The 23429-nt window shown below is 68.4% G+C and carries 25 protein-coding genes; 13 read left to right on the top strand and 12 right to left on the bottom strand.

Going from position 1 to position 23429, the window contains the following annotated elements; translation table 11 throughout:
* Positions 1–9: 9 nt before the first annotated feature.
* From AB0B45_RS26100 to AB0B45_RS26085, 4 genes are read right to left on the bottom strand one after another with little or no spacing between them, the layout of a single operon-like run.
* Positions 10–1218 (bottom strand): ketosynthase chain-length factor, encoded by a 1209-nt coding sequence (locus tag AB0B45_RS26100; protein WP_358135265.1) that lies wholly within the window; start codon positions 1216–1218, stop codon positions 10–12.
* Positions 1215–2483: a beta-ketoacyl-[acyl-carrier-protein] synthase family protein gene (locus tag AB0B45_RS26095; RefSeq protein ID WP_358135263.1), complete on the bottom strand. Its 1269-nt coding sequence runs from the start codon at positions 2481–2483 to the stop codon at positions 1215–1217. Before AB0B45_RS26095 ends, AB0B45_RS26100 begins: the two co-directional genes overlap by 4 nt.
* Positions 2480–2881, bottom strand: a complete 402-nt coding sequence (locus AB0B45_RS26090; protein WP_358135260.1) for a cupin domain-containing protein — start codon at positions 2879–2881, stop codon at positions 2480–2482. Before AB0B45_RS26090 ends, AB0B45_RS26095 begins: the two co-directional genes overlap by 4 nt.
* A gap of 14 nt (positions 2882–2895) precedes the next feature.
* Positions 2896–5316: a methyltransferase gene (locus AB0B45_RS26085; RefSeq protein ID WP_358135257.1), complete on the bottom strand. Its 2421-nt coding sequence runs from the start codon at positions 5314–5316 to the stop codon at positions 2896–2898.
* Positions 5317–5435: 119 nt separating this feature from the next.
* On the opposite strand from AB0B45_RS26085, the gene AB0B45_RS26080 reads away from it, so the two are divergent.
* The 4 genes from AB0B45_RS26080 to AB0B45_RS26065 are packed head-to-tail and all read left to right on the top strand — an operon-like array spanning position 5436 to position 8115.
* Positions 5436–6146 (top strand): class I SAM-dependent methyltransferase, encoded by a 711-nt coding sequence (locus tag AB0B45_RS26080; RefSeq protein ID WP_358135255.1) that lies wholly within the window; start codon positions 5436–5438, stop codon positions 6144–6146.
* 13 nt (positions 6147–6159) lie between these two features.
* Complete coding sequence (locus AB0B45_RS26075) at positions 6160–6465, top strand: antibiotic biosynthesis monooxygenase family protein (RefSeq protein WP_358135253.1); 306 nt, start codon at positions 6160–6162, stop codon at positions 6463–6465.
* Between the two features lie 4 nt (positions 6466–6469).
* The gene (locus AB0B45_RS26070) at positions 6470–7279 is read left to right on the top strand and encodes a cyclase family protein (protein ID WP_358135251.1); all 810 of its coding nucleotides are present in this window, start codon (positions 6470–6472) and stop codon (positions 7277–7279) included.
* Between the two features lie 23 nt (positions 7280–7302).
* A complete protein-coding gene (locus AB0B45_RS26065) occupies positions 7303–8115 on the top strand; it encodes an alpha/beta hydrolase (protein ID WP_358135249.1) in 813 nt (270 codons plus the stop codon).
* A gap of 53 nt (positions 8116–8168) precedes the next feature.
* On the opposite strand, the gene AB0B45_RS26060 is transcribed toward AB0B45_RS26065, so the two are convergent.
* Together AB0B45_RS26060 and AB0B45_RS26055 are read right to left on the bottom strand one after the other, a co-directional pair.
* On the bottom strand, positions 8169–8840 hold the full coding sequence (locus AB0B45_RS26060; protein WP_358135246.1) for a sigma-70 family RNA polymerase sigma factor: 672 nt from the start codon (positions 8838–8840) through the stop codon (positions 8169–8171).
* Between the two features lie 298 nt (positions 8841–9138).
* Positions 9139–10338, bottom strand: a complete 1200-nt coding sequence (locus AB0B45_RS26055; protein WP_358135243.1) for an NAD(P)/FAD-dependent oxidoreductase — start codon at positions 10336–10338, stop codon at positions 9139–9141.
* 246 nt (positions 10339–10584) lie between these two features.
* On the opposite strand from AB0B45_RS26055, the gene AB0B45_RS26050 reads away from it, so the two are divergent.
* The 3 genes from AB0B45_RS26050 to AB0B45_RS26040 are packed head-to-tail and all read left to right on the top strand — an operon-like array spanning position 10585 to position 13085.
* Positions 10585–11163 (top strand): PadR family transcriptional regulator, encoded by a 579-nt coding sequence (locus AB0B45_RS26050; RefSeq protein WP_358135240.1) that lies wholly within the window; start codon positions 10585–10587, stop codon positions 11161–11163.
* Complete coding sequence (locus tag AB0B45_RS26045; RefSeq protein WP_358135237.1) at positions 11147–12628, top strand: MFS transporter; 1482 nt, start codon at positions 11147–11149, stop codon at positions 12626–12628. Before AB0B45_RS26050 ends, AB0B45_RS26045 begins: the two co-directional genes overlap by 17 nt.
* The gene (locus AB0B45_RS26040; RefSeq protein ID WP_358135234.1) at positions 12618–13085 is read left to right on the top strand and encodes a hemerythrin domain-containing protein; all 468 of its coding nucleotides are present in this window, start codon (positions 12618–12620) and stop codon (positions 13083–13085) included. The genes AB0B45_RS26045 and AB0B45_RS26040 overlap by 11 nt, the downstream gene beginning before the upstream one ends.
* 486 nt (positions 13086–13571) lie before the next feature.
* On the opposite strand, the gene AB0B45_RS26035 is transcribed toward AB0B45_RS26040, so the two are convergent.
* From AB0B45_RS26035 to AB0B45_RS26010, 6 genes are all read right to left on the bottom strand, one after another.
* The gene (locus tag AB0B45_RS26035) at positions 13572–13814 is read right to left on the bottom strand and encodes a tyrosine-type recombinase/integrase (RefSeq protein ID WP_358135231.1); all 243 of its coding nucleotides are present in this window, start codon (positions 13812–13814) and stop codon (positions 13572–13574) included.
* Positions 13727–14767, bottom strand: coding sequence for a site-specific integrase (locus tag AB0B45_RS26030; protein WP_358135228.1), 1041 nt, complete (start codon positions 14765–14767; stop codon positions 13727–13729). Before AB0B45_RS26030 ends, AB0B45_RS26035 begins: the two co-directional genes overlap by 88 nt.
* A gap of 200 nt (positions 14768–14967) precedes the next feature.
* On the bottom strand, positions 14968–15243 hold the full coding sequence (locus tag AB0B45_RS26025; protein ID WP_358135226.1) for a transposase: 276 nt from the start codon (positions 15241–15243) through the stop codon (positions 14968–14970).
* Between the two features lie 50 nt (positions 15244–15293).
* Positions 15294–15770, bottom strand: a complete 477-nt coding sequence (locus AB0B45_RS26020) for a helix-turn-helix domain-containing protein (protein ID WP_358135223.1) — start codon at positions 15768–15770, stop codon at positions 15294–15296.
* Between the two features lie 10 nt (positions 15771–15780).
* Positions 15781–16446, bottom strand: a complete 666-nt coding sequence (locus tag AB0B45_RS26015) for a DUF998 domain-containing protein (protein ID WP_358135221.1) — start codon at positions 16444–16446, stop codon at positions 15781–15783.
* A 51-nt stretch (positions 16447–16497) separates the two neighbouring features.
* Positions 16498–17043, bottom strand: coding sequence for a dihydrofolate reductase family protein (locus AB0B45_RS26010; RefSeq protein WP_358135219.1), 546 nt, complete (start codon positions 17041–17043; stop codon positions 16498–16500).
* Positions 17044–17552: 509 nt separating this feature from the next.
* Here AB0B45_RS26010 and AB0B45_RS26005 point away from each other — a divergent pair.
* From AB0B45_RS26005 to AB0B45_RS25980, 6 genes are all read left to right on the top strand, one after another.
* The gene (locus AB0B45_RS26005; protein WP_358135217.1) at positions 17553–17930 is read left to right on the top strand and encodes a VOC family protein; all 378 of its coding nucleotides are present in this window, start codon (positions 17553–17555) and stop codon (positions 17928–17930) included.
* An 85-nt stretch (positions 17931–18015) separates the two neighbouring features.
* Positions 18016–19497 carry an MFS transporter gene (locus AB0B45_RS26000; RefSeq protein WP_358135214.1) on the top strand — a complete coding sequence of 494 codons (1482 nt, stop codon included), beginning with the start codon at positions 18016–18018 and terminating at the stop codon, positions 19495–19497.
* 101 nt (positions 19498–19598) lie between these two features.
* Positions 19599–20021, top strand: a complete 423-nt coding sequence (locus AB0B45_RS25995; RefSeq protein WP_358135212.1) for a hypothetical protein — start codon at positions 19599–19601, stop codon at positions 20019–20021.
* Between the two features lie 187 nt (positions 20022–20208).
* Entirely contained in the window at positions 20209–21432 is a 1224-nt protein-coding gene (locus tag AB0B45_RS25990) for a serine hydrolase domain-containing protein (protein WP_358135209.1), read from the top strand.
* A 194-nt stretch (positions 21433–21626) separates the two neighbouring features.
* The gene (locus tag AB0B45_RS25985) at positions 21627–22853 is read left to right on the top strand and encodes a serine hydrolase domain-containing protein (RefSeq protein WP_358135206.1); all 1227 of its coding nucleotides are present in this window, start codon (positions 21627–21629) and stop codon (positions 22851–22853) included.
* 55 nt (positions 22854–22908) lie between these two features.
* Entirely contained in the window at positions 22909–23319 is a 411-nt protein-coding gene (locus AB0B45_RS25980; RefSeq protein WP_358135204.1) for a hypothetical protein, read from the top strand.
* Positions 23320–23429 lie beyond the last annotated feature (110 nt).

The following is a 23429-nucleotide window of genomic DNA, read 5'->3' as shown; positions in this document are numbered from 1 at the left end:
GGTGAAGGGTCATGCGCCGAGCACGACGGCCGAGACGAAGCCGCCGTGCCCGCGGGCCAGGACCACCGCGTGCCTGACCGCGCGCGGGCGCGGCTCGTTCAGCACGAGGTCGAGATCGTAGGAATCGGGAACCGTGGTGGTCGCCGCCGTGTGGGGCACGCAGCCGTGGCGTATGGCGAGCACGGCCGTGACCAGGTCGAGCCCGCCGCCCCCGGCGTGGAGCCGTCCGGTGAGCGCCTTCGGGACGGTCACCGGGACTCCGCCGCCGCCGAACACCTCGCCGATGGCCCTGGCCTCGTCGGCGTCGTCCGCGGGGACGGCCATCCCGTCCGCGAACACGACGTCCACATCTCGCGGCCCGATCCCGGCGTCGTCGAGCGCCCGCTCCATGGTCCGCCGCAGCGCCGACGGGCGGCCGGTCCACGGCGCCGGGTCGAAGCCCGCGGCGTGACCGAGCACGGTGCCGTGGATCCGCGCCCCCCGCCGCCTGGCTTCGGCAGCGGGCTCCACGATCAGCATGGCGCCGCCCTCTCCTGGCACGTAGCCGGCCGCGGAGGCGTCGAACGGGCGGTAGGCATGCTCCGGTTCGTTCACAGTGGACAGGCGGCCCGAGGTGAGCTGGGCCGTCAGCCCGTAAGGGCACAGGGAGGCGTCGGTGCCGCCGACGATGGCGGCCTTCACCTCGTCTCTGACCAGGCGCCGCGCGAGCGCGACGGCGTCCAGGCCGCCTGCCTGCTCGGCGCAGAGCACCCCGGCCGGCCCCTTGGTGCCGTGGCGGATCGAGATCTGCCCGGAGGTCGCCGCGTAGAACCAGGCGATGGACTGGTAGGGGCTGACCCACGAGGGGCCGTGCTGGTAGAGCCGCTCCATCTCCTTCTGGCCGAACTCCGTGCCGCCCGACGAGCTCGCCGTGACCACGGCCACCGCGTACTCGGGGAGCTCGGCCGGGTCGAGCGCGGCGTCCTGGAGCGCGGCCTGGGCCGCGCTCAGCCCCATCTGGGTGAAGCGGTCGGTCTCCCTCACGAACCGGGAGGGCATGGTGCCCCTCGCCACGTAGTCCTCCACCTGACCGGCGACGCGGACGGGGTAGGAGGCCGGATCGAAGCGGCTGATGGGACGGATCCCGCTGCGGCCCGTGAGGACCGACGACCAGTGCTGGTCCAGGCTCTGGCCGGTCGGCGCGACGACGGCCATGCCGGTGATCGCGAGCGTGCTCATGGGCGGGCCGTTCCAGGTGCGGCCAGCAGGACGGCGGTCTGGAATCCGCCGAACCCGCTACCCACGTTGAGGATCACGTTCATGCGGTGATCGCGGGCGACCAGCGGGACATAGTCCAGGTCGCATTCCGGGTCGGGCACGTGCAGATTGGCCGTGGGTGGCACCACCTGGTGTTCCAGGGCGAGTACGCAGGCCGCCAGCTCGATCGAGCCGATCGCCCCCAGGGAGTGGCCGATCATCGACTTGATCGAGCTGATCGGCACTCGGCGGGCGTGGTCGCCGAGGCTGTCCTTGAAGGCCGCGGTCTCGTGCCGGTCGTTCTGCTTGGTGCCCGACCCATGGGCGTTGATGTAGTCCACGGCGGTTGGGTCGAGCCGGGCTTCGCGCAGGGCGACGCGGATCGCCTCGGCCATCTCCCGGCCGTCTGGGCGCAGGCCGGTCATGTGGAAGGCGTTGTTGCGCTGGCCGTACCCGACCAGCTCCGCCTGGATCCGGGCGCCGCGCGCCCGCGCCCTGCTCTCCTCCTCAAGCACCAGGATCGCGGCGCCCTCGCCGAGGACGATGCCGTCGCGCCGGGCGTCGAATGGGCGCGAGGCGTGCTCGGGGTCGTCGTTGTTGGCTGAGGTCGCCTTGATCGCGTCGAAGCACGCGTAGGTGATGGGTGACAGGGGCGCGTCGGTCGCGCCGGCGATGACGACGTCGGCCGAGTTCTCCTCGATCAGCCGGGCACCCATGCCGACGGCGTCCAGGCCGGACGTGCAGCCTGTGGAGACGAGCTGGACCGGCCCTTCGGCGCCCGCCTGCCAGGCCACCTCGGTGGCCAGCGTGCTGGGGACCATGTACCCGTACAGGTGCGGGACGCCGTAGGTGTGGTCGACGAGCCACTGGCGGCCCTCGTCGGACAGGACCCTGTACTCCTCCTCCAGGGAGATCGTGCAGCCGACCGCGCTGCCAAGGCTGACCCCGACGCGGGCCGGGTCCACGCCGGACAGGTCCAGACCACTGTCGGTGAGCGCCTCCCGCGTGCACACGACGGCGAACTGGGCGGCGCGGTCCATACGGCGCGTCTCACGCTCGGTCAGGCCCGCCGCGCGCGGGTCGAAGTCGACCTCGGCGGCGAGCTGCGACCGGAACGGAGCGGGGTCGGACATGGTCAGAGTCCGCGTCGCGCTTTGGCCGCCGGCCAGCAGCTTCCAGAACGCGTCCCGCCCGACGCCACCGGGGGCGAGAACCCCCATCCCGGTGATGACGGCACGTCTCATCACGGCTCTCCTGCTGACGGAAGGGGTTCCGTGTCGACGTGGCCGAGGTCGGGTCGCGGCGCCAGCGGCGAGAGGTGGAACACGACGTGCGCCGTCGAGTCGCCCACGTTGGCCAGGCGGTGGGGTTGCCCGATGGGCACCAGGAACGAGTCGTCCGGGCCGAGGGCGATCGGCTCGCCCTCCACCTTCAGCTCGAGCTCGCCCCGGATGACGTGGATGAACTCCTCCGAGTACGGGTGATAGTGCTCGCTCACGTATTCCCCGGGCTGCAGCAGCACGGAGCCGCCGAACCCCGACGTGGCGCCGCAGGTCTTCTGGCTCAGCGTCACCCGGATCTCGCCTCCGCGGTGGCGGTTGGGCGTGACGTCCGCGGCGTTGATGACCTTCGTGGTGGTTGTCATGTCTCAGGCCCCGTTCAGTGATCGAGGGGGTGGCCGATGAGCAGGCACATGGGAGAGGTGGTGTTGATCGTCTCCGCCAGGCGGAGGCCGGAGCGCTCGAACAGTTCGGCCATCTCCGCTTTGGCGCGTTCGCGGCCGCCGCGCAGCACCAGCATCTGCAAGTCCAGGAAGGCCGCGCGCTTGTCGCCCGTCATGAGCTGCTCGACCACGACGATCCGGCCCCCGGGGCGCAGGGCGGCGCGGCAGGCCCGGAGGATCCTGGCGGCCGAGTCGTCGTCCCAGTCGTGCAGCACCCGGTTGAGCACGATGGTGTCGGCCTGCTCCGGCAGCGACTCGAGGTAGTCGCAGGCCACCACGTCCAGCCGGTCGCCGAGCCCTGCCTCCCACGCCTTCCCGCGGACCTTGGCGGTGACTGCGGGCCGGTCGAGCAGGACCCCGGTCAGCGACGGGTCGCCGGCAAGGATGTCGATCAGCAGGGTGCCATGGCCTCCGCTGACGTCGGCGATCCGGCCGGCGTCGGAGAAGTCGTACGCGTTCAGGATCGTCCGATTGAGGAAGCGGGACAGACCGGTCATCGCCTGGTCGAAGAGGACTCCGTCCTCGGGCGACATGGTGTCGAGGAAGGCCAGCAGGCTCGTGCCGACTACCTGGTCGAGAGCCGGCTTGCCGTGCCGTACCGAGTATTCGAGCTGCGACCACGCCTGCCACTGCCAGTTCGAGCCGAACAGGCGGGCGACGGCTCCGACGGAGTGCGGGTGGCCGTCGGCCAGCACGGCCGACAGCGGTGTCTGCTGGATCTTGTCCTCGCTGGTGCGGGCGAAGAAGCCGACCGTGCTGAGCGCCGAGATCAGCCGGCCCAGCGCCGCGGGGTCGCAGCCGCAATCGGCGGCGAGCTCAGCGAGCGTGCGAGGCCCGTCACCGAGCTGCTCGGCGATCCGCAGCTGTGCCGCGACCTGCAGGGCGCGGGCGATCCACATCCCGTTCAGGAGCTCGAGTACGGCGAGCGGGGCGAAGTGCCCCTGCTGCTCCGCCTCCTCGGGCTCCTCCTCGACCGTCTCAGCCCGCGGTGGGATGTTCTGGTTTCCGGCGAAGACGTTGGCCGGGTCGTAGCGCCGCTTGAGCTCGACCAGCCGCTCGTACTTCTCTAGCCCGAAAGCGGCCTTGATCCGGTCCCCGCCCTCCTTGCCGATGAAGTTGAGGTAGGCGCCGCCGGTGCTGTGCGGCTGGATCGCCCGGTGGAACTCGCGGGTCCAGGAGATCTGCCGCTCGGAGTCGGCCGGGTCCTCCCACATGGACAGGATGTGGATGTTGAAGGGCGCGTTGCGCTGGCCGAAGGCCATGGCGTCGTTGTCGACGCGGGCCAGCGCGCCGCCCAGCGGCATGAGGATCGTCTGCGTGAAGCGGGAGGGCACGCTCTGCGTGAAGCGCACGATGTGGTCGATCGCCTCATCGGGCAGTTCGGCGAGGAACTCGGCCTTCCAGTAGTTCTGCATGCCGTCGTGGGTGCCGGGCTCCAGCAGCCCCTGCAGGTCGGTGTAGGCGATGGGCGCAACCATGTCACGCACGGGCGGGCCGAACTCGCGCAGCGGCCTGAGCACCTCCTCGCCCTCCTCGATGGGGCCGAAGTAGGACAGGACCGCGCCCACGACGGGCTTGCCGCGCGCGAACTCGGGGACGAACGGCTCGTCCGGCGCGCAGATGAAGGCGAGCCCCGCGCCGACCTCGTCCGGCGCCGTCGCCATGAAGTCGCGGAAATGCCGGATGAGTTCGGCGATCTGGAACGGCGGATACATGACGAGCCCGCCGAGAACCTGCGGTCCGACCGGGTGCAGCTGGAACTCGAACTCGGTGACCACGCCGAAGTTGCCGCCGCCGCCGCGCACGCCCCAGAACAGCTCCTGGTTCTCCGTCTCCGAGGCTCTGAGCACCTTGCCGTCGGCGGTGACGATCTCCACGGAAGCGAGGGAGTCGCAGCTGAGGCCGAGCTTGCGCTCCAGCCAGCCGCTCCCGCTGCCGAGGGTCAGCCCGGCCACTCCCGTGCCGCGGACCCGGCCGCCGGTGACGGCCAGTCCGTACTTCTGCGCGGCAGCGTCGAACTCACCCCAGTTCGCGCCGCCCCCGACCCAGGCGCGCCGATGGTCGGGATCGATGGTGACGGAGTTCATGGGCCGCAGGTCGAGGCAGACCGAACCGTCGAGGACGGCGTCGCCCGTCACACCGTGACCCCCGGCCCGCACAGACAGCGGCAGGCCCTGCCGCCTGGCGTGGGCGATTCCCTCGGCCACGTCGGCGGATGAAGCGCAGCGGATGATCAGATCGGGCCGGCTGTCGATCATGCCGTTGAACACCTTGCGGTATTCGTCATAGTGCGGATCACCGGGCCTGACCAAGCTGCCCTGAATGCGATGATCGAGGGTCGACTCGTCAGAAGGCATGATTCTCCCTGGGACGGAGGGGCTGGTGGAGAACGTGTATGCCATTCAGACGCGGGCGGTCATCGCCTGATACAGGAAAATATTCGGTATCTACGGCGGGGCTGCGCCGTCTGTAGGGCATGCCTTACACGCCGAGCGTCAGCAACAACGGCTATGAGCCTGAGCGGCGCCTGGAGCCCGACGACCCGGCATACGCGGGCCAGGCCGCCTACACTCCGTTCTTTCTGAAATACGTCTACGACGCGCTCGTCATCCGTTTCCAGAACAGGTTCACCTGGCGCTGTCCCAGCAAGGCCCTGCTCGCGCTTTATCGCGGGAACGTGTCGAGCGACCATCTCGACGTCGGCCCCGGGACGGGGTGGTACCTCAACAAATGCAGGTTCCCGACCACGGAGCCGAGAATCGCCCTGCTGGACGTAAATTCCGACGTTCTCCGCCGCGCCGCCGAGCGAATCGCCCGGCACCAGCCGCAATGCATCCGGGCCGACCTGCTGAAACCCCTCGCGCTGCGGAAAGGGCAGTTCGACTCTGTCGCCCTCGTCCATGTCCTGCACTGCCTGCCGGGCAACATCCAGGACAAGGCGCAGGTCTTCGACCAGCTCGCACCGCTGCTCAGGCCGGGCGGCAGGCTGTTCGGCTCGACCATTCTCAGCCTCGGCGTGCCCCAGACCAGGCTGTCGCGCTCGCAGTTGGGCTACATGAACAAAATGGGCATCTTCGCCAACGAGCAGGACTCCCTGGAGGATCTCGAAAACGCGCTGGCAAAGCGGTTCACCAACGTCACGCTACACACCCGTGGCAGCGTCGCGCTGTTCTCGGTCACTGTCTAAGGAGGAATGCCGGATGACCGTTCGCATGATACTCTTCTCGACCGTGGACGCGGAGCGGGAGCGCGAATTCGAGGCTGCGTTCAGCAAAGTCAGAGAACGCGTCGCCACCATGCCGGGGCACATCAGGGACGAGCTCCTCCGCCTGGAAGACACGGCCGGATCCTATGTCCTGATCAGCGAATGGGAAAAGCGCGAGCAATTCACTGCGTGGCTGGAGTCGCCCGCCCACGACAGCATGACGGCGGAAATGCGGCCGTTCTTCCTCCGACCCAGCGAGATGCGGTTCTATTCGCTGCGAGTTCCCTCCCCGCGAGGCTGATCCCATGCGCCTGATCGACCTGAGCATGACCATTGCCCAGCACCCGGACGACCCGGGTGTCCGGGATATCGACCGGTGGACTCACGACAGCGGGCCGGAACGGCTGGGCAATGCCGCGAAATCGCTGATCCAGCAGATCGCCGAACGCGAGGGAATTTTTCCCGTGCCTTTGCTGAAAAGGGAGCACTTTCCCGACGGCGTGTTCATGAGCAACGAGATCGTCACCCTCAGCGTGCACGGCGGCACCCACGTGGACGCTCCATATCACTACGGGCCGTCGTCGGCGGGTCGGCCGGCCAAGACGATCGAGGAGGTGCCGCTCGAGTGGTGCTGCGGCCCTGGGGTGCGGCTGTCGTTCCGCGACAAGCGGGCACTCGAGGTCATCACCGCCGACGACGTCAGGCGTGAGCTGGACCGAATCGGCCACCGGCTCAGGCCGCTCGACGTGGCCCTCATCGAGACGGGCTGGAGCGAGCGCTGGCCGGACCCCGAGTACTACTCCGCGCACCCGGCGATGTCCCCCGAGGCGATCGAGGTCATCGTCGACCACGGCGTGAAGCTGATCGGGGTCGACACCGCCGGTTTCGACCTGCCGACCGCTCACATGATCGAGCAGTTCGTGAAGACGGGCGACTCCCGGCACCTGTGGCCCTGCCACATGTTCGGGCGCGAGCGCGAGTATCTGCAGATCGAACGCATGGCCGGCCTGGCCCGGCTCCCCGGGCCCACGGGCTTCACGGTGTTCTGCGCCCCGGTCCGGGTCCAGGGCGCCGGCGCCGGCTGGGCGCGGCCCGTCGCATTGATCGACCAGTGAACCGGCGCGAGGAGTCAGTCACCATGCTCGACCAAGAAGGCACCCTGGCCGACTACGTCAACGTGCGCGACGGTGTGCAGCTGTTCTGCCGCCATGCCGGTCCGCGTACGGCGGCGCGGCCGCCCGTGATCATGCTGCACGGCAACCGCGACAACCACTCGCACTACGCCGGCCTGCAGGAGCTGCTCAGCCCGGACCATCACACCATCGCCGTGGACTTCCGCGGCCACGGCCTGTCCTCGACGCTGGACGTCCCGCTGAGCGCGACGCTGTTCGCCGACGACATCGAGCAGTTGATCCTGCACTACGGCTGGGAGAAGGTGGTCCTGGCCGGGCACTCGCTCGGCTCGGCGGTGGCCATCACCCTGGCCGGCCGGCGGCCCGACCTGGTGGGCGGGCTCGTCCTCATGGGGTCGGCGGCTTCCTTCAGCCTGCCCTTCCGCCGGCCGGAGCAGCTGCCGACCAAGGAGACCTGGGCCGAGTACGTGCGCGAGGCCAACACCCGCGCCGTTCCCTTCTTCTTCCACGACAAGCATCCGAACGTCGCCAGGCGGGTCAGCGCCGCCTGGTCCGCTATCACCTTCGAGGTGCACCAGAACCTGGTCAGGATGCGCCATCCGGATCTGGAGGAGACGATCCGCGGGCTCACCGTCCCGGCCCTGGTCGTCGCCGGCGAGCACGACAGATGCACCACCGTCGAGCAGGCCCAGTGGATCCAGCGGCACCACCGCGACGCACGGCTGCGCGTGATCCCGGAGACCGCGCACTTCATGTACATGGAACGCCCGGAGGCGGTGGCGGAGGAGGTCCGCGCCTTCCTGCTCGGCCTGGCGTGACGTCCTCCCGCAAAAGCGGGTGATGGGGCGGTCGCGGCCGCCCCATCACCCTCTCAAGCCGATTTTCTCCGCCGCTCCGGCGAATCCCCGGCCATGCCCATCGACTCCCGCAACCGGGCGATGACGCGCAGCCGGGTGGGGCCGATGCTGCCCACGGGCATTCCCATCCGCTTCCCGATCTCCACGTAGGACAGGGGCGGATCCGCAGCGAGCAGGTTCAGCAACTCGCGGTGCTGGCGGCTCAGGCCCTTGAGCGCGCGGGCCAGCGCACGCTTGCGTTCGTGGGCGGCGGCCTCTTCGATCCAGTCGTAGCTGACCGTGTGTGCCGCGTCGAAGAAACTGGGCCAGTCGTCGAACAGCACCAGGGGCCGCGACCGCCGGATGACGTTCACGCACTCGTTCCTCGACGTGGTGGCGATCCAGCCGGCCAGCGACCGAGTGTCGCGGATTTTCTGGATGTGCTGGACGAGCTTCAGCCAGACGACCTGGTTCACATCCTCGACGTCCTGTCTCTGGAGCCCGTGTCTGCGCGATATCAGCTGGACTAGCGGGAGGAAACGGCACAGAAGGCTTTTCCACGCCCACTGGTTGCCGTCCCTGGCCAGCTTGACCAACTCTTCCAGACGGCGGTCGTTGCGGAAATCCCCCTTGCCTTCACCGGAGTACTGCGCCTTTCCCGGTAAGGAACATGGCGCAGCCGCCGAAATCCGTTTTCTGCGATTCAAAGCAACCCCTTGGTCTCCCCGTGACGACACCTAGCCTCACCGATCGGCTAAGTCCCCATGTGTCGCCTGTTGTGAAATCTGCCACTCGCCTACCAGTCTCATACGAGAAAGTGCGAAATGTCAATCATTGCCTGGATGAATTCAGCTGAGCGCCCCGCTCAGCGATACACGCTCTCACCTGTGAATACTCTGCAATGAAAGGATAAAGCTGGGCAGCGCAACAACCCGTCCGATCTGCGAATTAGCAGATTCGGCGGGTCATATAGAAATTCACACGTGTTCGCGGAATTCTGCGAAATCAGGCCGGGACCCGTTCATTCCATTCGATGTGGTGATGGTGCATCCAGCCAAGGGAGGCTCCGCCGTCGCCGGCGTAATATTTGAGCATCATCGGCATGATCATGTCGCGGATCATTCGCGTGACTGGCCCCACCGATTTGAAGGTTGACCATTTGGCGCCCGTGGCGACCACCCGCTCCACCCGCTCGCGGCGAAGCCCCTCGTAGGCGCGGAACGCCTGGCGGACATCGGGCAGGTCACGCAGGCAGCGGCCGAGCTCGACCGAGTCCTCGATGGCCATCGACGCCCCCTGACCGGCCGCTGGCGACGTCGCGTGCGCCGCGTCGCCGACGATGATCATGCGGTCGCGGTGCCAGCGCGACACCGTGGGGATGTCGTGGAACGGCCACGCCACAAGCTCGTGATCGGTGGCCTCGACGATCTTCCGGGCCGGTCCGGGATCCACGCCGAGCAGGTCGGCGAGCACCGCCCGCCAATGGGCGTCACCAAGCTCCCGCAGCTCGTTCTGGCTGGGCTCGTTCGGGTACGGCGGGTTGGCGAACCACCACACCTCACCGCGCGGGGCTACGGTGTAACCGAAGAAACAACGCCGGCCGAAGACCATCTGATACTCCCCAGGCGGCACGTCGACCACCCCGGCCCTGGCATAACCGCTGATGTAGAGGTTGGGGATGTACCTGGCCGGCGGCGCGGCGGGATCGATCAGCGCGCGCACCCTGGACTTGATGCCGTCCGCTCCGACGAGCAGATCGGCCTCACGCCTGGCGCCGTCCTCGAAGACAGCCGTGATGCCGCCGTCCCCGCCACTCATACCGACCAGCCGCCGGCCGTACTCAAAACCGATCCCGCGCCGCAACGCCTCGCCCCTCAGCGCCCCGCACAGGTCGGCTCGCCGGATCGTGCGCCCGACCGTCCCGTCGGCCAGCGGGAGGCCGGTGCCCGCCACGCCCAGGGAACCCCCGGTCCCGCTGCGGAAACGCATCTGCGGGGTGTCGAATCCCAGCCCGTCAAGGCACTTGTCCGCGTCAATCGCGCGTAAAGCGTCAATGCCGTTGACGTGCAGGATCACAAACGCGCCCACCCCTTCCGAGCCGCTGGGATGCGACTCGTAGACGACCGGCTCGAACCCCGCCAACTGCAGGGCCATCGCCACGGTCGGGCCCGCCACGCCTGCTCCGATAACTGCGACAGTCTTCATGATCCGTCTCCTCTGGTGAGGGATCGTGGAGTGGTCATTCGGTCGCACAGGTCCAAGGGACTACAGTCGCCGCCGGCGCTGATCGCATCGCGACGGCGATCGAAGAGATACGTATCAGACGTGTCCGGGGCGTTCCAGATACGCATGCCTCGCCGATTCCCTCCATCCGGCGCCGGCTTCCCGGCCGCGCGATGTTGTGGACCTCAGGCTCTTGCTTCCTACGACTACTCTCGCGAGACTACTCGCGTGTCGTCAATACGCATCTTCATCCTCAGCGCGTTGTCGGAACGCGGCCCCATGCACGGGCACCACATACGCCTCCTGTCCGAGGAGGAGCACCTCGACCTGTGGACCGACATCACCACCGGCGGGCTCTACGGTGCGATCAAGCGCCTCGCCGCCGAAGGACTGATCGAGGAGATGCGCACGGAAACAGTGGGCTCCTACCCGACGCGCAAAGTCTGGCGAATCACTGAGGCCGGCACCCAGGCCCTGTCGTCGCTCAAGATCAACGGCCTGCGTGAAATCGTTCTCCGGCCCGACCCGTTCGACCTCGCCCTCACCCGGCTCGACCCGGACCGGCTCAATGACCTGGAGTCCATCATCGCGGCCCGCCTCACCTCGCTGGAGGCGATGCTCACCGACTACGAGGCGCACATGCGTACAGTCGCCCGCTACCTGTCCATGGCGGAGTCCCTCGCCATGCGGCACCACGTCGTGCGGCTGCAGGCCGAGATCGCCTGGCACCAGGAGCTCGTGGCGCAGCTGCCCCAGCTGATCCTCGACGAGAAAGCCCGGAGGAACTCGCATGACCCAGCAACATGAAACCCCGGTGACCACCCGCTCCGCCTGGCTGGCGCTGGCCGTCCTACTGGCGGGCGCCTTCATGGCGTTATTGGACAGCACCATCGTCAACGTCGCCATTCCGACGATCTACACCAGCCTCAACGCGTCGGAGGCCACGCTGTCCTGGGTACTGTCCGGCTACATGCTCGCGTACGGCCTGGCGCTGATTCCCGCGGGCCGCCTCGGCGACCGGTACGGCCACAAGCCGGTCTTCATCGCCGGGCTGGTCCTGTTCACGCTCACCAGCGTGGCCTGCGCGCTCGCCCAGAACGACCTGCAGCTCAACCTCGCGCGCGCCGCCCAGGGACTCTCGGCCGGCATGTTCTACACCTCCATCACCGCCTTCATCCACCTGATGTTCCCCGGCAGCCTCCGCGGCAAGGCCCTGGCGATCATGGGAGCGGTCATCGGCGTCTCCAGCGCCATGGGCCCGCTCGCGGGAGGCCTGATCATCGAGGCCTTCGGCGCGGAGAACGGCTGGCGCTACATCTTCGGCGTCAACCTCCCGATCGGCGTCATCGCCGTCCTCGCCGCATTCTGGCTGCTCCCCTCCACCGGCAGGACCGAGGAGGACGACCGGGCCGACTGGGCCGGCCTCGTCATCCTCACCGTCGCGCTGGTCGTCCTACTCGTCCCGCTCGTCGAGGGCCACAGCCAGGGCTGGCCGCTGTGGTCCTACCTCGTCTCGCTGCTCAGCGTGCCGATGCTCGGCGTGTTCGCCCTCTGGGAGCGCCGGGTGGCCAGGCACGGCGGCAACCCCCTGGTCCCGCCGCACCTATTCACCAGCCCCGCCTTCACCGGCGGCGTCGTGCTGGCCCTGGTCTATTTCGCCGCGTTCACCAGCATCTTCTTCACCATCTCGCTGCTGTGGCAGGCGGGGCTGGACGCGTCCGCCCTGGAGTCGGGCCTGCTGCTGATGACCTTCGCGATCGGCACCATCATCGGGGCCGCACAAAGTGATCAACTCGCCGCTCGCTTCGGCCGTACCGTGCTCATTATCGGCCTCGCCCTCGTGACAGTGAGCATGACCGCCATCCTAATCATCCTGGCTGTGGCCTCGCCCGGCAGCCTGCGGGGCTGGACGCTCGTCGCGCCGCTGGTCGTCGGCGGCATCGGCAGCGGGCTGTTCATCCCGCCCAACATGGACTTCATCGTCGCGACCGTCTCACGGCGCGACGCCGGCGCCGCCAGCGGGGTCATCGGGACCATGCAGCGGGTCGGCAGCGCCATCGGCATCGCCGTGACCGGGCGGGTCCTGTTCGACACCCTGGACTTCACCACCGGCGGTTCCCCCGACGTGGTCTTCACCCGGAGCGCCACGTACGCCATGGGCGCCAGTGTCATATTCGCGCTCGTCGCCATGGCACTCGTCTTCGCCCTGCCCAAGCACAGCGACGACGCGCCGGACTCCGTCAAGGGAAAGGACCCCCTCCATGCTGCGTAACCGTATCTTCGCCTGGCATCTGGAGCTGAAGAACGTGCACCACCGTCTGGAGAAGGCGCTGGAGGAGGCCCAGAAGGCCATCCGCGAGGGTAACCGCGCCTCCGCGCTCAAGCCTGAACTGCGTGAGTTCTGCTACACGTTCTGCTCCGCGATGGGCAGCCATCATCGCAGCGAGGACGCCGCGTTCTTCCCTGTCCTGCTCGAGCAGATGCCTGAGCTGGAGCCCATCATCACCCAGCTCACCCGCGAGCACGAGGTCCTCTCGCAGCTCCTGGCCGATTTCCAGCGGGCCCTGGACTCCTCCGAGTCGTCGCCGCAGGAGCTCTTCCGGCAAATAGGCGAGATCAAGGGTGCGATGAAAGCACACTTCGGATTCGAGGAGGGGTCGCTGAAACGTGCGCTGCGCGTCCTCAATGCTCCGGAGAGCGACAAGCAGCGAATGTTCGGTGACGTCTAACGCCCGGTCGGCGAACTGGCAGGCCGGTGACGCTGTTCCTCGATCTGGAGCAGGGCACACAGGCTGTCGGTGAAGATCGGGTAGTAGCGGTAGGCGGGAAACAACTCGGGGGTTCACCCAAGGCCAGGCAGTTAAGGGAATTCGGTTCTTGTCAATCGGCTGAGACGTGCAACGGGACTCCTGGAGATCAGATGTCGGCGAAGATCATCTGAAGAGTGGAGTCCCGTTGCGGGATCAGTTTGTCATTTCCCGGGTGGTGCGTGTGGCCGCAGGGGTGTTCGCGCACCAGGCCACCTGGGAGAGCTCACCCAGGTTGTGCCGTTCGAGCTGGTGGATGCGGTGCTGGTGGAGACGGGACGGGTACAGCAAGATTCTAATCCGACGGTCGCAGGTTCGAATCCTGCAGGGCGCGCTTCTCCACCAGCGGAAACTCCAGCCGCGCCCGGGCGCTGGGACGGCATGGGGCAAATATGAGGCAAAGCTGAGTCAGCCGCCGAGCGGCCGCCCCAGCGCGGACGCGGCGCTCAGCACCAGCCAGGCCGTTTCCATGGCGGCTCGGTGGGCCACCTCCGGCAGCACCGAGACGTAGGTGTCGGCGGTCAGCACGATGCTTGCATGCCCCAGCATCGCCTGCACCACCTTCAGATCGGTGCGCGCGGCCAGCGCCAGCGTGGCGGCGCCATGTCGTAGGTCGTGCAGCCGGATCGGCGGTTGCCCGGAGGCGGCCACCAGCCGGCGGAACCGGCCGGTGAGGTAGTCCGGCCGTAGCGGCTCGCCGTCCGCGGTGGTGACACATATCCCGAGTCCTGCCAGTGGGTTCCCACCGTCGCGCTCAGCTTCTCTTGGCGCTCGCGGTGCCGGGTCAGCACCCGTACGGTCTCCGCGTCCAGGGCTACCACCCGGCAGCTGGCGGCGCTCTTCGGCGGCCCGACCACGACGTGACCATCGGCGTGCACACGCTGCTGCGTCACCGTCAGCTCCGCGGCGTGCAGGTCGACGTCCGTCCAGCGCAGCCCGGCCAGCTCACCGCGGCGCAGGCCGCGCAGCGCGGCCAGCCACCAGGCGGCGTACAGGCGGTCCTGCGCGACGCCGACCAGGAAGGCCGCGAGCTGTTGTTCGGTCCACACCGCCACTGCCGGACGCTCTCCCGTTTGCTGCCAGCGGGCCGTCCGCCCGGCGGTCCAGACAACCGGATGCGGTCGCCGCGGGTGAGGCAGTTCGGCTCCGTTGGCCGGGTTGACCGGAATCAGCCGGGCGCGGACCGCCGCGTTCAGCGCGGTCCGCAAGGTGGCGTGGATCCGCACCACGGTAGCGGGCGACAGCCGGCGGCCGGTCGGTGAGGGACAGGACGCGAGCGTCGCGAGCATCCCGTTGACGTCCCGGGAAGTGAGCTGGTGGAGCAGGATCCGTCCCAGCTGTGTAACGAGGTAGAGGCGGATGTGCGTGGCGTAGCCCTGCCGGGTCGACGGACGCAGGGCGTCCTTGGTGGCCAGCCAGCGTGCCAACCACTGCCCGAGCGTGCATCCGGCCCTCGCACCGTCGCGGTCGGCAGCGGCCAGGGCGCGGCCTGCCGCTTGCGCTTCCTCGGAATCGGCGTAACCGCCCCGGCGGACGCGCTGCCGCTGCCCGTCCAGGCCGCGTACCTGCACCGCGAAATACCAGCTGCCGTGATCGTCATCCACCGGCAGACGCGGACACGTCACGCCCCGCTGACGTCCCGTCGCCGCATCCACGCAGCCGCATCTCCTGCTGACCTGCACACGTGTCTTTGTCATCGATCCCACCTCCACCCCTCACGGTGTGCGACGACAGACGCGCCAGCTAGGGCTCGCACTCGATCGGGGATGACCTCAGGTCAAGTGTCCGGAGTGCGGGAGGAAGCTCACCGCTCTTCCTCCAGCTCACGCACCCGGCGTCGCAACGCGGCGTTTTCGGCCTCCACCGTCTCCAGCGACGCCTCGCCGCCGCTGTCACCAGCTCTCGGCCTGCGGCCCGACCGCCCTGGCTCACCCCGCTCGACGCGTGCCGCCCGGATCCAGTTCCGCAACGTCTCGGAACTGATCCCCAGGTCAGCGGCGATCCCCGCGATCGTCGCGCCCGGCCTGGACCCGTACAACGCCACCGCGTCCCTCTTGAACTCCGGTGGATAGTTCTTCATCCCAAACGGGACACTCTCCCGATCTCCCCGAACCAGCAAGGTCCAGGGTCTCAGGTGTCCAGTCCTCGGGTGGAACGCCCAGGTGTCGAGGTTGCGTGGTGCCGGCCGGTGCCAGCGCGCAAACGCAGGATCCGTCGCACGGTCGCTTCGCTAACCGGCACGCCGAGGCGAACCAGTTCGCCATGTACCCGCCGGTACCCCCACCGGGGGTTCTCGCGGGCCAGGCGGAGGACCAGATCCTGGATCTCCTTGCTCATCGCAGGACGGCCGGCGCGATGCGGGTAGGTCCATGAGCGTTTGATCAAACGACGATGCCAGGCCAACAAGGTGCGCGAGGTGACCAGCCGATGAGCTCGCAACACCGTCGGCAAGAAGCGGGCCAAGGCCGCCAAGAGCGCCCGATCGGCCCAGTCCGGCTTCGGCCGGGCGACCTGGCGCTTCAATACGGCCACCTCATGGCGGAGCACCATGATCTCGACGTCCTTGGACGCCTGTCCACGTCCCAGCAACACCAGCCAGCCAAACACCAGGTCGCAGCTACTGTCCCGCTGGTGGTTCAGTGATCAGCTGGATGGTCGTCACGCTGAGCCACACCAGGCCCAGGGCGGCGCCTGCGGTGAAGGCCATGACGGAGACGGAGGAGCCGGCGAATCCGGCCAGGACGCCTACCGCCACGACGCAGGAGAGGACGGCCCAGCCGCGTTGCCCCTGGACGGCGAAGTGGCGGGCTAGGACGACGAAGGCGGCGCACAGGGCCAGGAAGCCGATCGCGGCGCTGAGCAGGTGGAGGGCTCCGGTCGTACTGAGTGCGGTGGCTGGGCCCGCAGGGGCGCCGACGGGGAATCCCGCGCCGGGGTCGGCGGTGAACATCGCGTTGGCCAGGAACGCGATGCCGAACACGGCGACCAGACGCGGGGCCCAGGTGCCGCCGGGCCGGCCGGACAGGGTGCGCCGGATGCCGATGGCGCCCGCGATGGCCAGCGCCCCGGTGAGCAGAAAGCTGGTCATCTGGATCCAGCCCAGGTCGCCGAGGCTGAGTTGGCTGATGGCATTGCGGGTGAAGTCGAAGCCGTCGCGGGTGAGCCCTTGGATCAGTCCCGCGCCGAGAAACAGCGGCCCTGCCGCGATACCGCCCGCCAGCAGGAGCCGAGCGGTTGGACGCGTCGGTGGGGGACGGCGAGTGCTGGTGATCGTGTGGGTCATGCAGCGGTACCTTTCTTACTCATGGCATGAAACCGTCAGGATGCTCGTGGGTCAGGCGGGCTGGTAGGTCAGGTCCAGCACGCCGGTGGTGAAGGTGACGGATCGGGTGAGTTTGAGGGGCACCTGGCCGGTGTCTTCGGTGAAGAGCCGCATCCCGGCGCCCAGCACGATCGGGTGCACCAGCAGCCGTAGTTCGTCGATGAGCCCGGCTTCCAGCAGGCCGCGCATCAGGCTGATGCTGCCGGAGAGGACGATGTTTCCGCCCGGTCGCTGCTTGAGCTGCGTGAGCGTGGCGGTGATGTCACCGTCGATGACGGTTGAGTTGTGCCAGTCGGCCTTGTCCAGGGTGGTGGACACGACCAGCTTGCTCATGTTGTTGAGCTGGTCGGCCAGTTCGCCGCTCTGGTGTGGCCAGACCGCGGCGAAGGACTCATATGTCGCCCGCCCCATCAGCAGGGTGTCCGCCTCGGCATGGACGTCTGCGATCGCCGCGGTCAGCTCCTCGTTCAGGTACGGGAAGTGCCATGTCTCAGGCGCCTCCACAACCCCATCCAGTGACATGAACAGGCCAGTCACGATCTTGCGGGTAACGGTCATGCGAACACTCCTTATCGGGATCCCCGTCCCAGGTTCTGGCTGGTCATCGGGGAGATGTCTCTACGATCGTGCTCCGGGGCGGGATGCATCAACGCACGATCTCGCCACGATCGTTTAGTTGCGTTCAATGAAGGGGAGGCTGCATGAGGTCTCGTGTGCTGGCGCTCGCGCAGCAGCTTCACTTCGGGCGTACGGCGGAGCCCGCTGGTCACCGGCGTGGAGGCTGTGGCGCACCGGGCCGTCGAGGCCGGACTCGGGGCGCGGGGTCACCGACGGCCTGCAGGTCAGATTTTTGGGCGCCGTTGCCGGGCAGCTGCCGTTGAAGGCAGTGGGTGACCGCTGCCGATCTCCGATGCGCCATCAGTCCGTCAGGCGCCGCCGGTTCAGCGTGCGTTTCCGTCTGGAGATCCGTAAACCGCTGGGTTAATGATCCGTTGCGTGATCTCCCGTTGTTCCCTCCGTGGTGAGGCTGAATGCTTGTGCCTGTCGCCGAAGGAAGGGATAACGCTATGAACATCGTCGCCTCGACGGTGGCACTGCGGGTGGGCGACGTGGCCGCCTCCAGCCGGTTCTTCACCTCCCACCTGGGCTTTCGCGAAGTGCTCAGCCAGGAGGAGTTCGTGGCGCTGAGCCGCGACGACGGGGCAGCCGACATCTTGTTGCAGCAGCGCTCGCCCGAGGAACCACCCAGCGTCGGGTTCGCGGATGTGATCGTGTCGTTCGCGGTCACCGACATCGCCGCCGAACATGAGCGGCTGCGCGGGGAGGGCGCGAACATCACCGTCCCGCTGCGCCACGAGCCGTGGGGCGAGTGGGTGCTGCGACTCACTGACCCCAACGGCGTCGTGGTCCAGCTCGTGGAGTGGATCCCGCCCTTCAGGGACTGACCAGCGAATCACGCCGAGATTCACGTACCCCGCACCCATGTGCGTACATCGTTCGCATCTGAGAACACTATTCGCAGGAGTTTTGATGACCCCCCATCCACGTCGTTGGCTGATCCTGGTCGTGCTCTGCCTGAGCACGTTGGTGCTGGTCATCGACAACATGGCACTCACGGTCGCCGTGCCCGCCCTGGCCGCCGATCTGGGCGCCACCTCCCAGGACATCCAGTGGATCCTGGAGTCCTACATGCTGGTCTTCGCCGGCCTGCTGCTCACCGCCGGCTCCCTGTCCGACCGGTACGGCAGGCGGAAGATCATGGTCATCGGCCTGGTGCTGTTCGGCGCCGCCTCCGCGGTGGCCACCCTCGCCACCGACCCCGGCCAGCTGATCGCCGCCCGCGTGGCGATGGGCGTCGGCGGCTCGCTGATCATGCCCAACACCCTGTCGATCCTGATGATCGTCTTCCCCGACGAGGCCGAACGGCGCAAGGCCATGGCCGCCGGGGCCGCCTTCGCCGTCCTCGGCCTGATCGGCGGACCCGTCGCCGGCGGCGCCTTGATCTCCTCCCTCGGCTGGGAAGCGGTCTTCTGGATCAACGTCCCGATCGCCGCCGTGGCCATCGTGGCCGCCCTGACCCTGATGCCCGAATCCAAGGGTCCCGCGACCAAGCCCGACCCTCTGGGCGCCATTTTGTCCATGGTCGGCATGTCCGCCCTGGTGTGGACGATCAACGAGCTCGCCCACGGCATCGCCTGGATCCCGCTGATCGTCGCCGTCCTGGCCCTGGGCGCCTTCATCGTCTGGGAGCTGCGCACCGAGCACCCGATGGTGCCGCTCCAGCTCTTCCGCGACCGCGACTTCGCCGGCGGCAGCCTGTCGCTGACTCTGGTCCAGGTCGGCAACGGCGGCCTGCTGCTGGTGCTGACTCAGTACATGCAGTTCGTCCTGGGCTACACCCCCACCCAGGCCGGCCTGGCCTTCATCCCGATGTTCATCGCCTCGATCGTCTTCAACGGCATCGGCGTGGGTCTGGGCGGCAAGCTCGGCAACCGCACCACCGCGGTCGCCGGCATGGCTGTGATGGCCGCCGGTTTCGCCCTGCTCAGCTTCTCCTCCTCCGACAGCTTCCTGATGCTGGCCATCGCGCAGGTCGTGCTGGGCGCCGGCAGCGGCCTGGCCGGACCCTCGGCGATCGCCGCGCTGATGAGCGCCATCCCCACCGAGCAGGCCGGTGTTGGTTCGGCGTTGAACGACACCATCCAGCAGGCCGGTGCCGCGCTCGGGGTGGCGATTCTGGGCAGCCTGGCCACCAGCAGTTACGCCTCGGCCATGCCGGCCACCGCCTCGGAGGAAGCCCGCCGCTCGGTGGCCGCCGCCGTGGCCGACCCGTCCCTGGTCGCGGTCGCCCGCCAGGCCTATGACGCGGCCATGTCATCGGCCTTCCTGGGCGCCGCCGCCGGGGTACTCGCCGCCGCCGTAGTGGCTCTGTTCCTGCTACGCGGACGCAAGCCCGGGGCGCACGCCGCATCCCCGGCTGAGCAGCCGATTCCGGTGGGCGCCGCCCGCTAGTACGGACGCGGGCACCGTGTCAGCGGCCACGTCAGGATGGCGACGGCCTCCCGTCAGAACGGCCCGCGATCGTAGACACATCGCACCTCGTGACTGATCCCTTGGAGCTCATCATCATGTCTCTCACCCTCACCGACCAGGACAAGGCCACCCTCCGCACCGCCGCCTACGGCGCCGTCACGCTGCTGGCCGCTGCTGATGTCACCGGTTCGCCCCACAAGGCCGCCACCGCGGGCTCGCTCGCCTTGTACTCCGCGACTGGCCCGGTCGGGCACGTACTGGCTGAGAAGAAGTCGGGCGTTGGCCTGGATGGCAAGTCGGTGGCCGGGATCGCCGACCACGTGTTGCCGACCCTGACTTCCTCCATGGGCCTGCTCAAGCAGCAGGACCCGGCGGAGGCTGGCAACTTCCGCAACGCCGTCCTGGTCGCCGTCGAAGCTGCAGCCCGGGCTCACAAGGGCGAGCCCAGCCCCACTGCGGCCGAGATGACCCGCAAGATCACCGCCGCCCTCGACGCCGCCTGACGAGACGTCGACCAGCCAGCGGCGCAGAAACCCGGCACCGGAGCCAAGGCCACCGTCGACCAGGCCGGCACCTCGATCGCACTACCGGTGACCACCGGCAGGTGATTCGCCCGAGCATCTCTCACAGTCGCGGCTGCCCGCCGGCCGCGACTCCCCATCGACCCCGAAACGCAAGAGAGAAGGAACCATGAATACCCAACCCCCACTCACGGCGACCAAGGTCTTCCGGCGCGCGGCGGCCACGGCGCTTGCCGCCGCGTTGCTGGCCGGCGCGGCCACGACTGGGACCGCCAGCGCGGACAGCGGAGCCGTGCCGAAGGCCGCCGCCGGGCAGGATCGCCCGGAGCTGCAGAAGGCCATGCAGGCGTTCGTCGACGCCGGGTTTACCGGGATGCAGCTGCGGGTCAACGATCGGCAGGGCGAGTGGGTCGGCAGCGCCGGAGTGCGCAAAATCGGCCAGAGCGCCAAGCCGCCGACCAACGGGCGGTTCCCGTCCGGCAGCGTCATCAAGACCGTCACCGCGACCCTGGTGCTGCAACTGGTGGCCGAGGGCAAAATCGAACTGGACAGCCCGGTCGCCGACTACCTGCCCAAGCTCGGCGTGGACAAGCGGATCACCGTGCGCATGTTGCTGCAGCACACCAGCGGGTTGTTCAACTACACCGGCGACACCATCGACGGCAAGTACGTGCCGGGTATCCCCTCCCAGGGTGACGCATGGCTGGCCAACCGGTTCAAGAGCTACCAGCCGGAGGAACTGGTCCGGCTGGCGCTGTCCAAGCCGGCGAAGTTCGAGCCGGGAACCGCCCAGGAGTACGCCAACACCAACTACACGCTGGCCCTGCTACTGATCGAGAAGGTCAGCGGCCACTCCTACGCCCAGGAGCTGCAGCGGCGGATCCTGCGGCCGCTCGGGCTGCGGGGCACCCTGGTGCCGGGCAACCGGACGACCATCCCAGGGCCGCACGCCCACGGCTACTACCGCTACCAGGAAGACGGCCGGGACAAGGTGGTCGACATCTCCCGCCAGAACCTGTCCCTGCTGGCCGGCGCCGGTGACCTGATCTCGACCACCGAGGATCTCCAGATGTTCATCTCCGCGCTGATGGGCGGCAAGCTCCTGCCGGCCGAGCTGCTGGCCGAGATGCGCAAGCCGTACGGCAAGTACAACTACGGCTTCGGCCTGTTCGTGCAGGACCTGGGGCCGAACTGCGGCACCGTCTACCAGCACAACGGCAGCCCCCCGCACGGCTACGGCGCGCTGATGTACAGCTCACCGGACGGCAAGAAGACCCTGACCGCCTCGGTGACCTGGGTGGACGAGGTCACCAGGGGCCCGGCGAAGGACTTCCAGAAGCTGACGGACGCGCTCGTCAAGCAGGTGTTCTGCGACGGGCAGGCCACGGGCTGACGAGCCCGTACCGGCCAGGCATTCCACACCGACTCCCGCCCCTGTCGGTCGGCGACCCTGTCGGCAGCCGGAGATAGGGCGGGAAGTCGAGCCGGAGCATGAGCGCAACCGGCCCACCAGACCCGTCCCGCCGAACCCCTGAGCACCACGCCGGGACGGGTTCCGCAAGATCGAACACTGAGGCAAGGAGATTCATGATGGGAAACAACAACAGCGGGTTGTCCGAGGCGGGGCTGCGCAGGCTGCGCGGGGTGCTGACGGGGTATGTCGAGTCGGGGAAGATTCCCGGCCTGGTCGCCCTGGTCAGCAGGGGCGGGCAGACGCACGTCGAGGCGCTGGGGACGATGCGCGCTGAGGGCGGGGCACCGATGCGCCGCGACACGCTCTTCCGGATGGCCTCCACCTCCAAGCCGGTGGCGATGGCGGCGGCGATGGTGTTGCTGGATGAGTGCCGGGTACGCCTGGATGACCTGGTCCAGGAGTGGCTGCCGGAGCTTGCCGACCGGCAGGTGCTGCGGCAGGTGGGCGGCCCGCTGGAGGACACGGTGCCGGCGCGGCGGCCGATCACTGTGCGGGACCTGCTGACCTCCACCTTCGGGCTCGGCATGGATCTGACGGCGCTGGGAACGCCGATCATGAACGCGGTTTTCGAGCGGGAGCTCACCGGTCATGGGCAGACGCCGGAGGCGGATGAGTGGATGCGCCGCCTGGGTGAGCTGCCGCTGATGCACCAGCCCGGGGCGCAGTGGCAGTACCACATCAGCCACGACGTGCTCGGTGTGCTGGTGGCCAGGGTGGCCGGTCAGTCGTTTGAGACGTTCCTGCGCGAGCGGGTCTTGGATCCGCTGGGGATGAAGGACACCGCCTTCCACGTGCCGGCCGACCAGATCGACCGGTTGCCGCCCAGCTACGCCCCCGACCCGCAGAGCGGCGAGTTCCTAGTGTGGGACGAGGCGGTCGGTGGAAGGGTCAGCCAGCCTCAGGTCTTCGCCTCCGGCGGCGGTGGGCTGGTCTCCACCGTCGATGACTACCACGCCTACTTCCAGATGCTGCTCAACGGCGGGACGCACGGCAGCCAGCGGATCCTGTCGCGGGCCGCGGTGGAGTTGATGACGACCGACTGCCTCACGCCCGAGCAGGCAGCCGCCCGCAACGACCTGGCCAGGAACAGCGTCCAGGTGTCCTTCGGCCAGGGCCAGCAGGGCGGCTGGGGCTTCGGGATGGCGGTGCGCACCTACCGCGGCGACTACGCCCCGCTCGGCCAGTTCGGCTGGGACGGCGGAACCGGAACCACCGTCTACGCCGACCCGGCCAACCAGCTCACCGGCGTCCTGCTCACCCAGGTCGGGCTCTCCGTCCCGGCCCCGGCGCGGCTGATCCACGACTTCTGGACCACCCTCTACCAGGCCATCGACAACTGACACCCGCGCCCCTCTTCCCTCGACATTTTCCTGAACCAGACCCCAAGGAGCCATCATGTCCATCTCCCTGACCGACCAGGACAAGGCCACCCTGCGCACCGCCGCCTACGGCGCCGTCTCGCTGATGGCCGCCGCCGGCGCCGTGGGCAAGCCCGGGGCCCACCGGATCGCCACCGACGGCAGCATAGCGCTGAACTCCGCCACCGGCCTGGTCGGACGTGTGCTCGCGGAGAAGAGCAGGGACATCGCCCTGGACGGTAAGTCCGTCGCCGATCTGGCCGACACCGTGCTGCCGCTGCTGACGGCGGCCGTGGGCCTGCTCAAGCAGGATCCGGCCGAGGCCGACAACTTCCGCGCCACTGTCATCGTCGCCATCGAAACGGGCGCCCAGATCCACAAGGGCGAGCCCAGCCCTGCCCTGGCCGCGATGGCCCGCAAGATCACCGCAGCCCTCGACGCCGCCTGACCTGCCTGGCCACGCCGTGTCATGAGGTTCTCTCCGGACCCTCCTGACACGGCGGCCTGTGCTGTGACCCAACCCGCTCCGCTGTGCCGGGCGGATGCAACCTCGATGAC

This window comes from Nonomuraea sp. NPDC049152, from assembly GCF_040648355.1.
GTDB lineage: Bacteria > Actinomycetota > Actinomycetes > Streptosporangiales > Streptosporangiaceae > Nonomuraea.
This window is presented reverse-complemented; position numbering and strand designations above follow the sequence as displayed.

Bases quoted from the DNA above. Each gene is read 5' to 3' on its own strand.
- AB0B45_RS26040 (WP_358135234.1), top strand. From the start codon at position 12,618: ATGCTGCGTAACCGTATCTTCGCCTGGCATCTGGAGCTGAAGAACGTG.
- AB0B45_RS26100 (WP_358135265.1), bottom strand. From the start codon at position 1,218: ATGAGCACGCTCGCGATCACCGGCATGGCCGTCGTCGCGCCGACCGGC.
- AB0B45_RS26085 (WP_358135257.1), bottom strand. From the start codon at position 5,316: ATGCCTTCTGACGAGTCGACCCTCGATCATCGCATTCAGGGCAGCTTG.
- AB0B45_RS25990 (WP_358135209.1), top strand. From the start codon at position 20,209: ATGAATACCCAACCCCCACTCACGGCGACCAAGGTCTTCCGGCGCGCG.
- AB0B45_RS26055 (WP_358135243.1), bottom strand. From the start codon at position 10,338: ATGAAGACTGTCGCAGTTATCGGAGCAGGCGTGGCGGGCCCGACCGTG.
- AB0B45_RS26045 (WP_358135237.1), top strand. From the start codon at position 11,147: ATGACCCAGCAACATGAAACCCCGGTGACCACCCGCTCCGCCTGGCTG.
- AB0B45_RS26015 (WP_358135221.1), bottom strand. From the start codon at position 16,446: ATGACCCACACGATCACCAGCACTCGCCGTCCCCCACCGACGCGTCCA.
- AB0B45_RS26000 (WP_358135214.1), top strand. From the start codon at position 18,016: ATGACCCCCCATCCACGTCGTTGGCTGATCCTGGTCGTGCTCTGCCTG.
- AB0B45_RS26075 (WP_358135253.1), top strand. From the start codon at position 6,160: ATGACCGTTCGCATGATACTCTTCTCGACCGTGGACGCGGAGCGGGAG.
- AB0B45_RS26070 (WP_358135251.1), top strand. From the start codon at position 6,470: ATGCGCCTGATCGACCTGAGCATGACCATTGCCCAGCACCCGGACGAC.
- AB0B45_RS26065 (WP_358135249.1), top strand. From the start codon at position 7,303: ATGCTCGACCAAGAAGGCACCCTGGCCGACTACGTCAACGTGCGCGAC.
- AB0B45_RS25985 (WP_358135206.1), top strand. From the start codon at position 21,627: ATGATGGGAAACAACAACAGCGGGTTGTCCGAGGCGGGGCTGCGCAGG.
- AB0B45_RS25980 (WP_358135204.1), top strand. From the start codon at position 22,909: ATGTCCATCTCCCTGACCGACCAGGACAAGGCCACCCTGCGCACCGCC.
- AB0B45_RS26080 (WP_358135255.1), top strand. From the start codon at position 5,436: ATGCCTTACACGCCGAGCGTCAGCAACAACGGCTATGAGCCTGAGCGG.
- AB0B45_RS26025 (WP_358135226.1), bottom strand. From the start codon at position 15,243: ATGAAGAACTATCCACCGGAGTTCAAGAGGGACGCGGTGGCGTTGTAC.
- AB0B45_RS26090 (WP_358135260.1), bottom strand. From the start codon at position 2,881: ATGACAACCACCACGAAGGTCATCAACGCCGCGGACGTCACGCCCAAC.
- AB0B45_RS26010 (WP_358135219.1), bottom strand. From the start codon at position 17,043: ATGACCGTTACCCGCAAGATCGTGACTGGCCTGTTCATGTCACTGGAT.
- AB0B45_RS26005 (WP_358135217.1), top strand. From the start codon at position 17,553: ATGAACATCGTCGCCTCGACGGTGGCACTGCGGGTGGGCGACGTGGCC.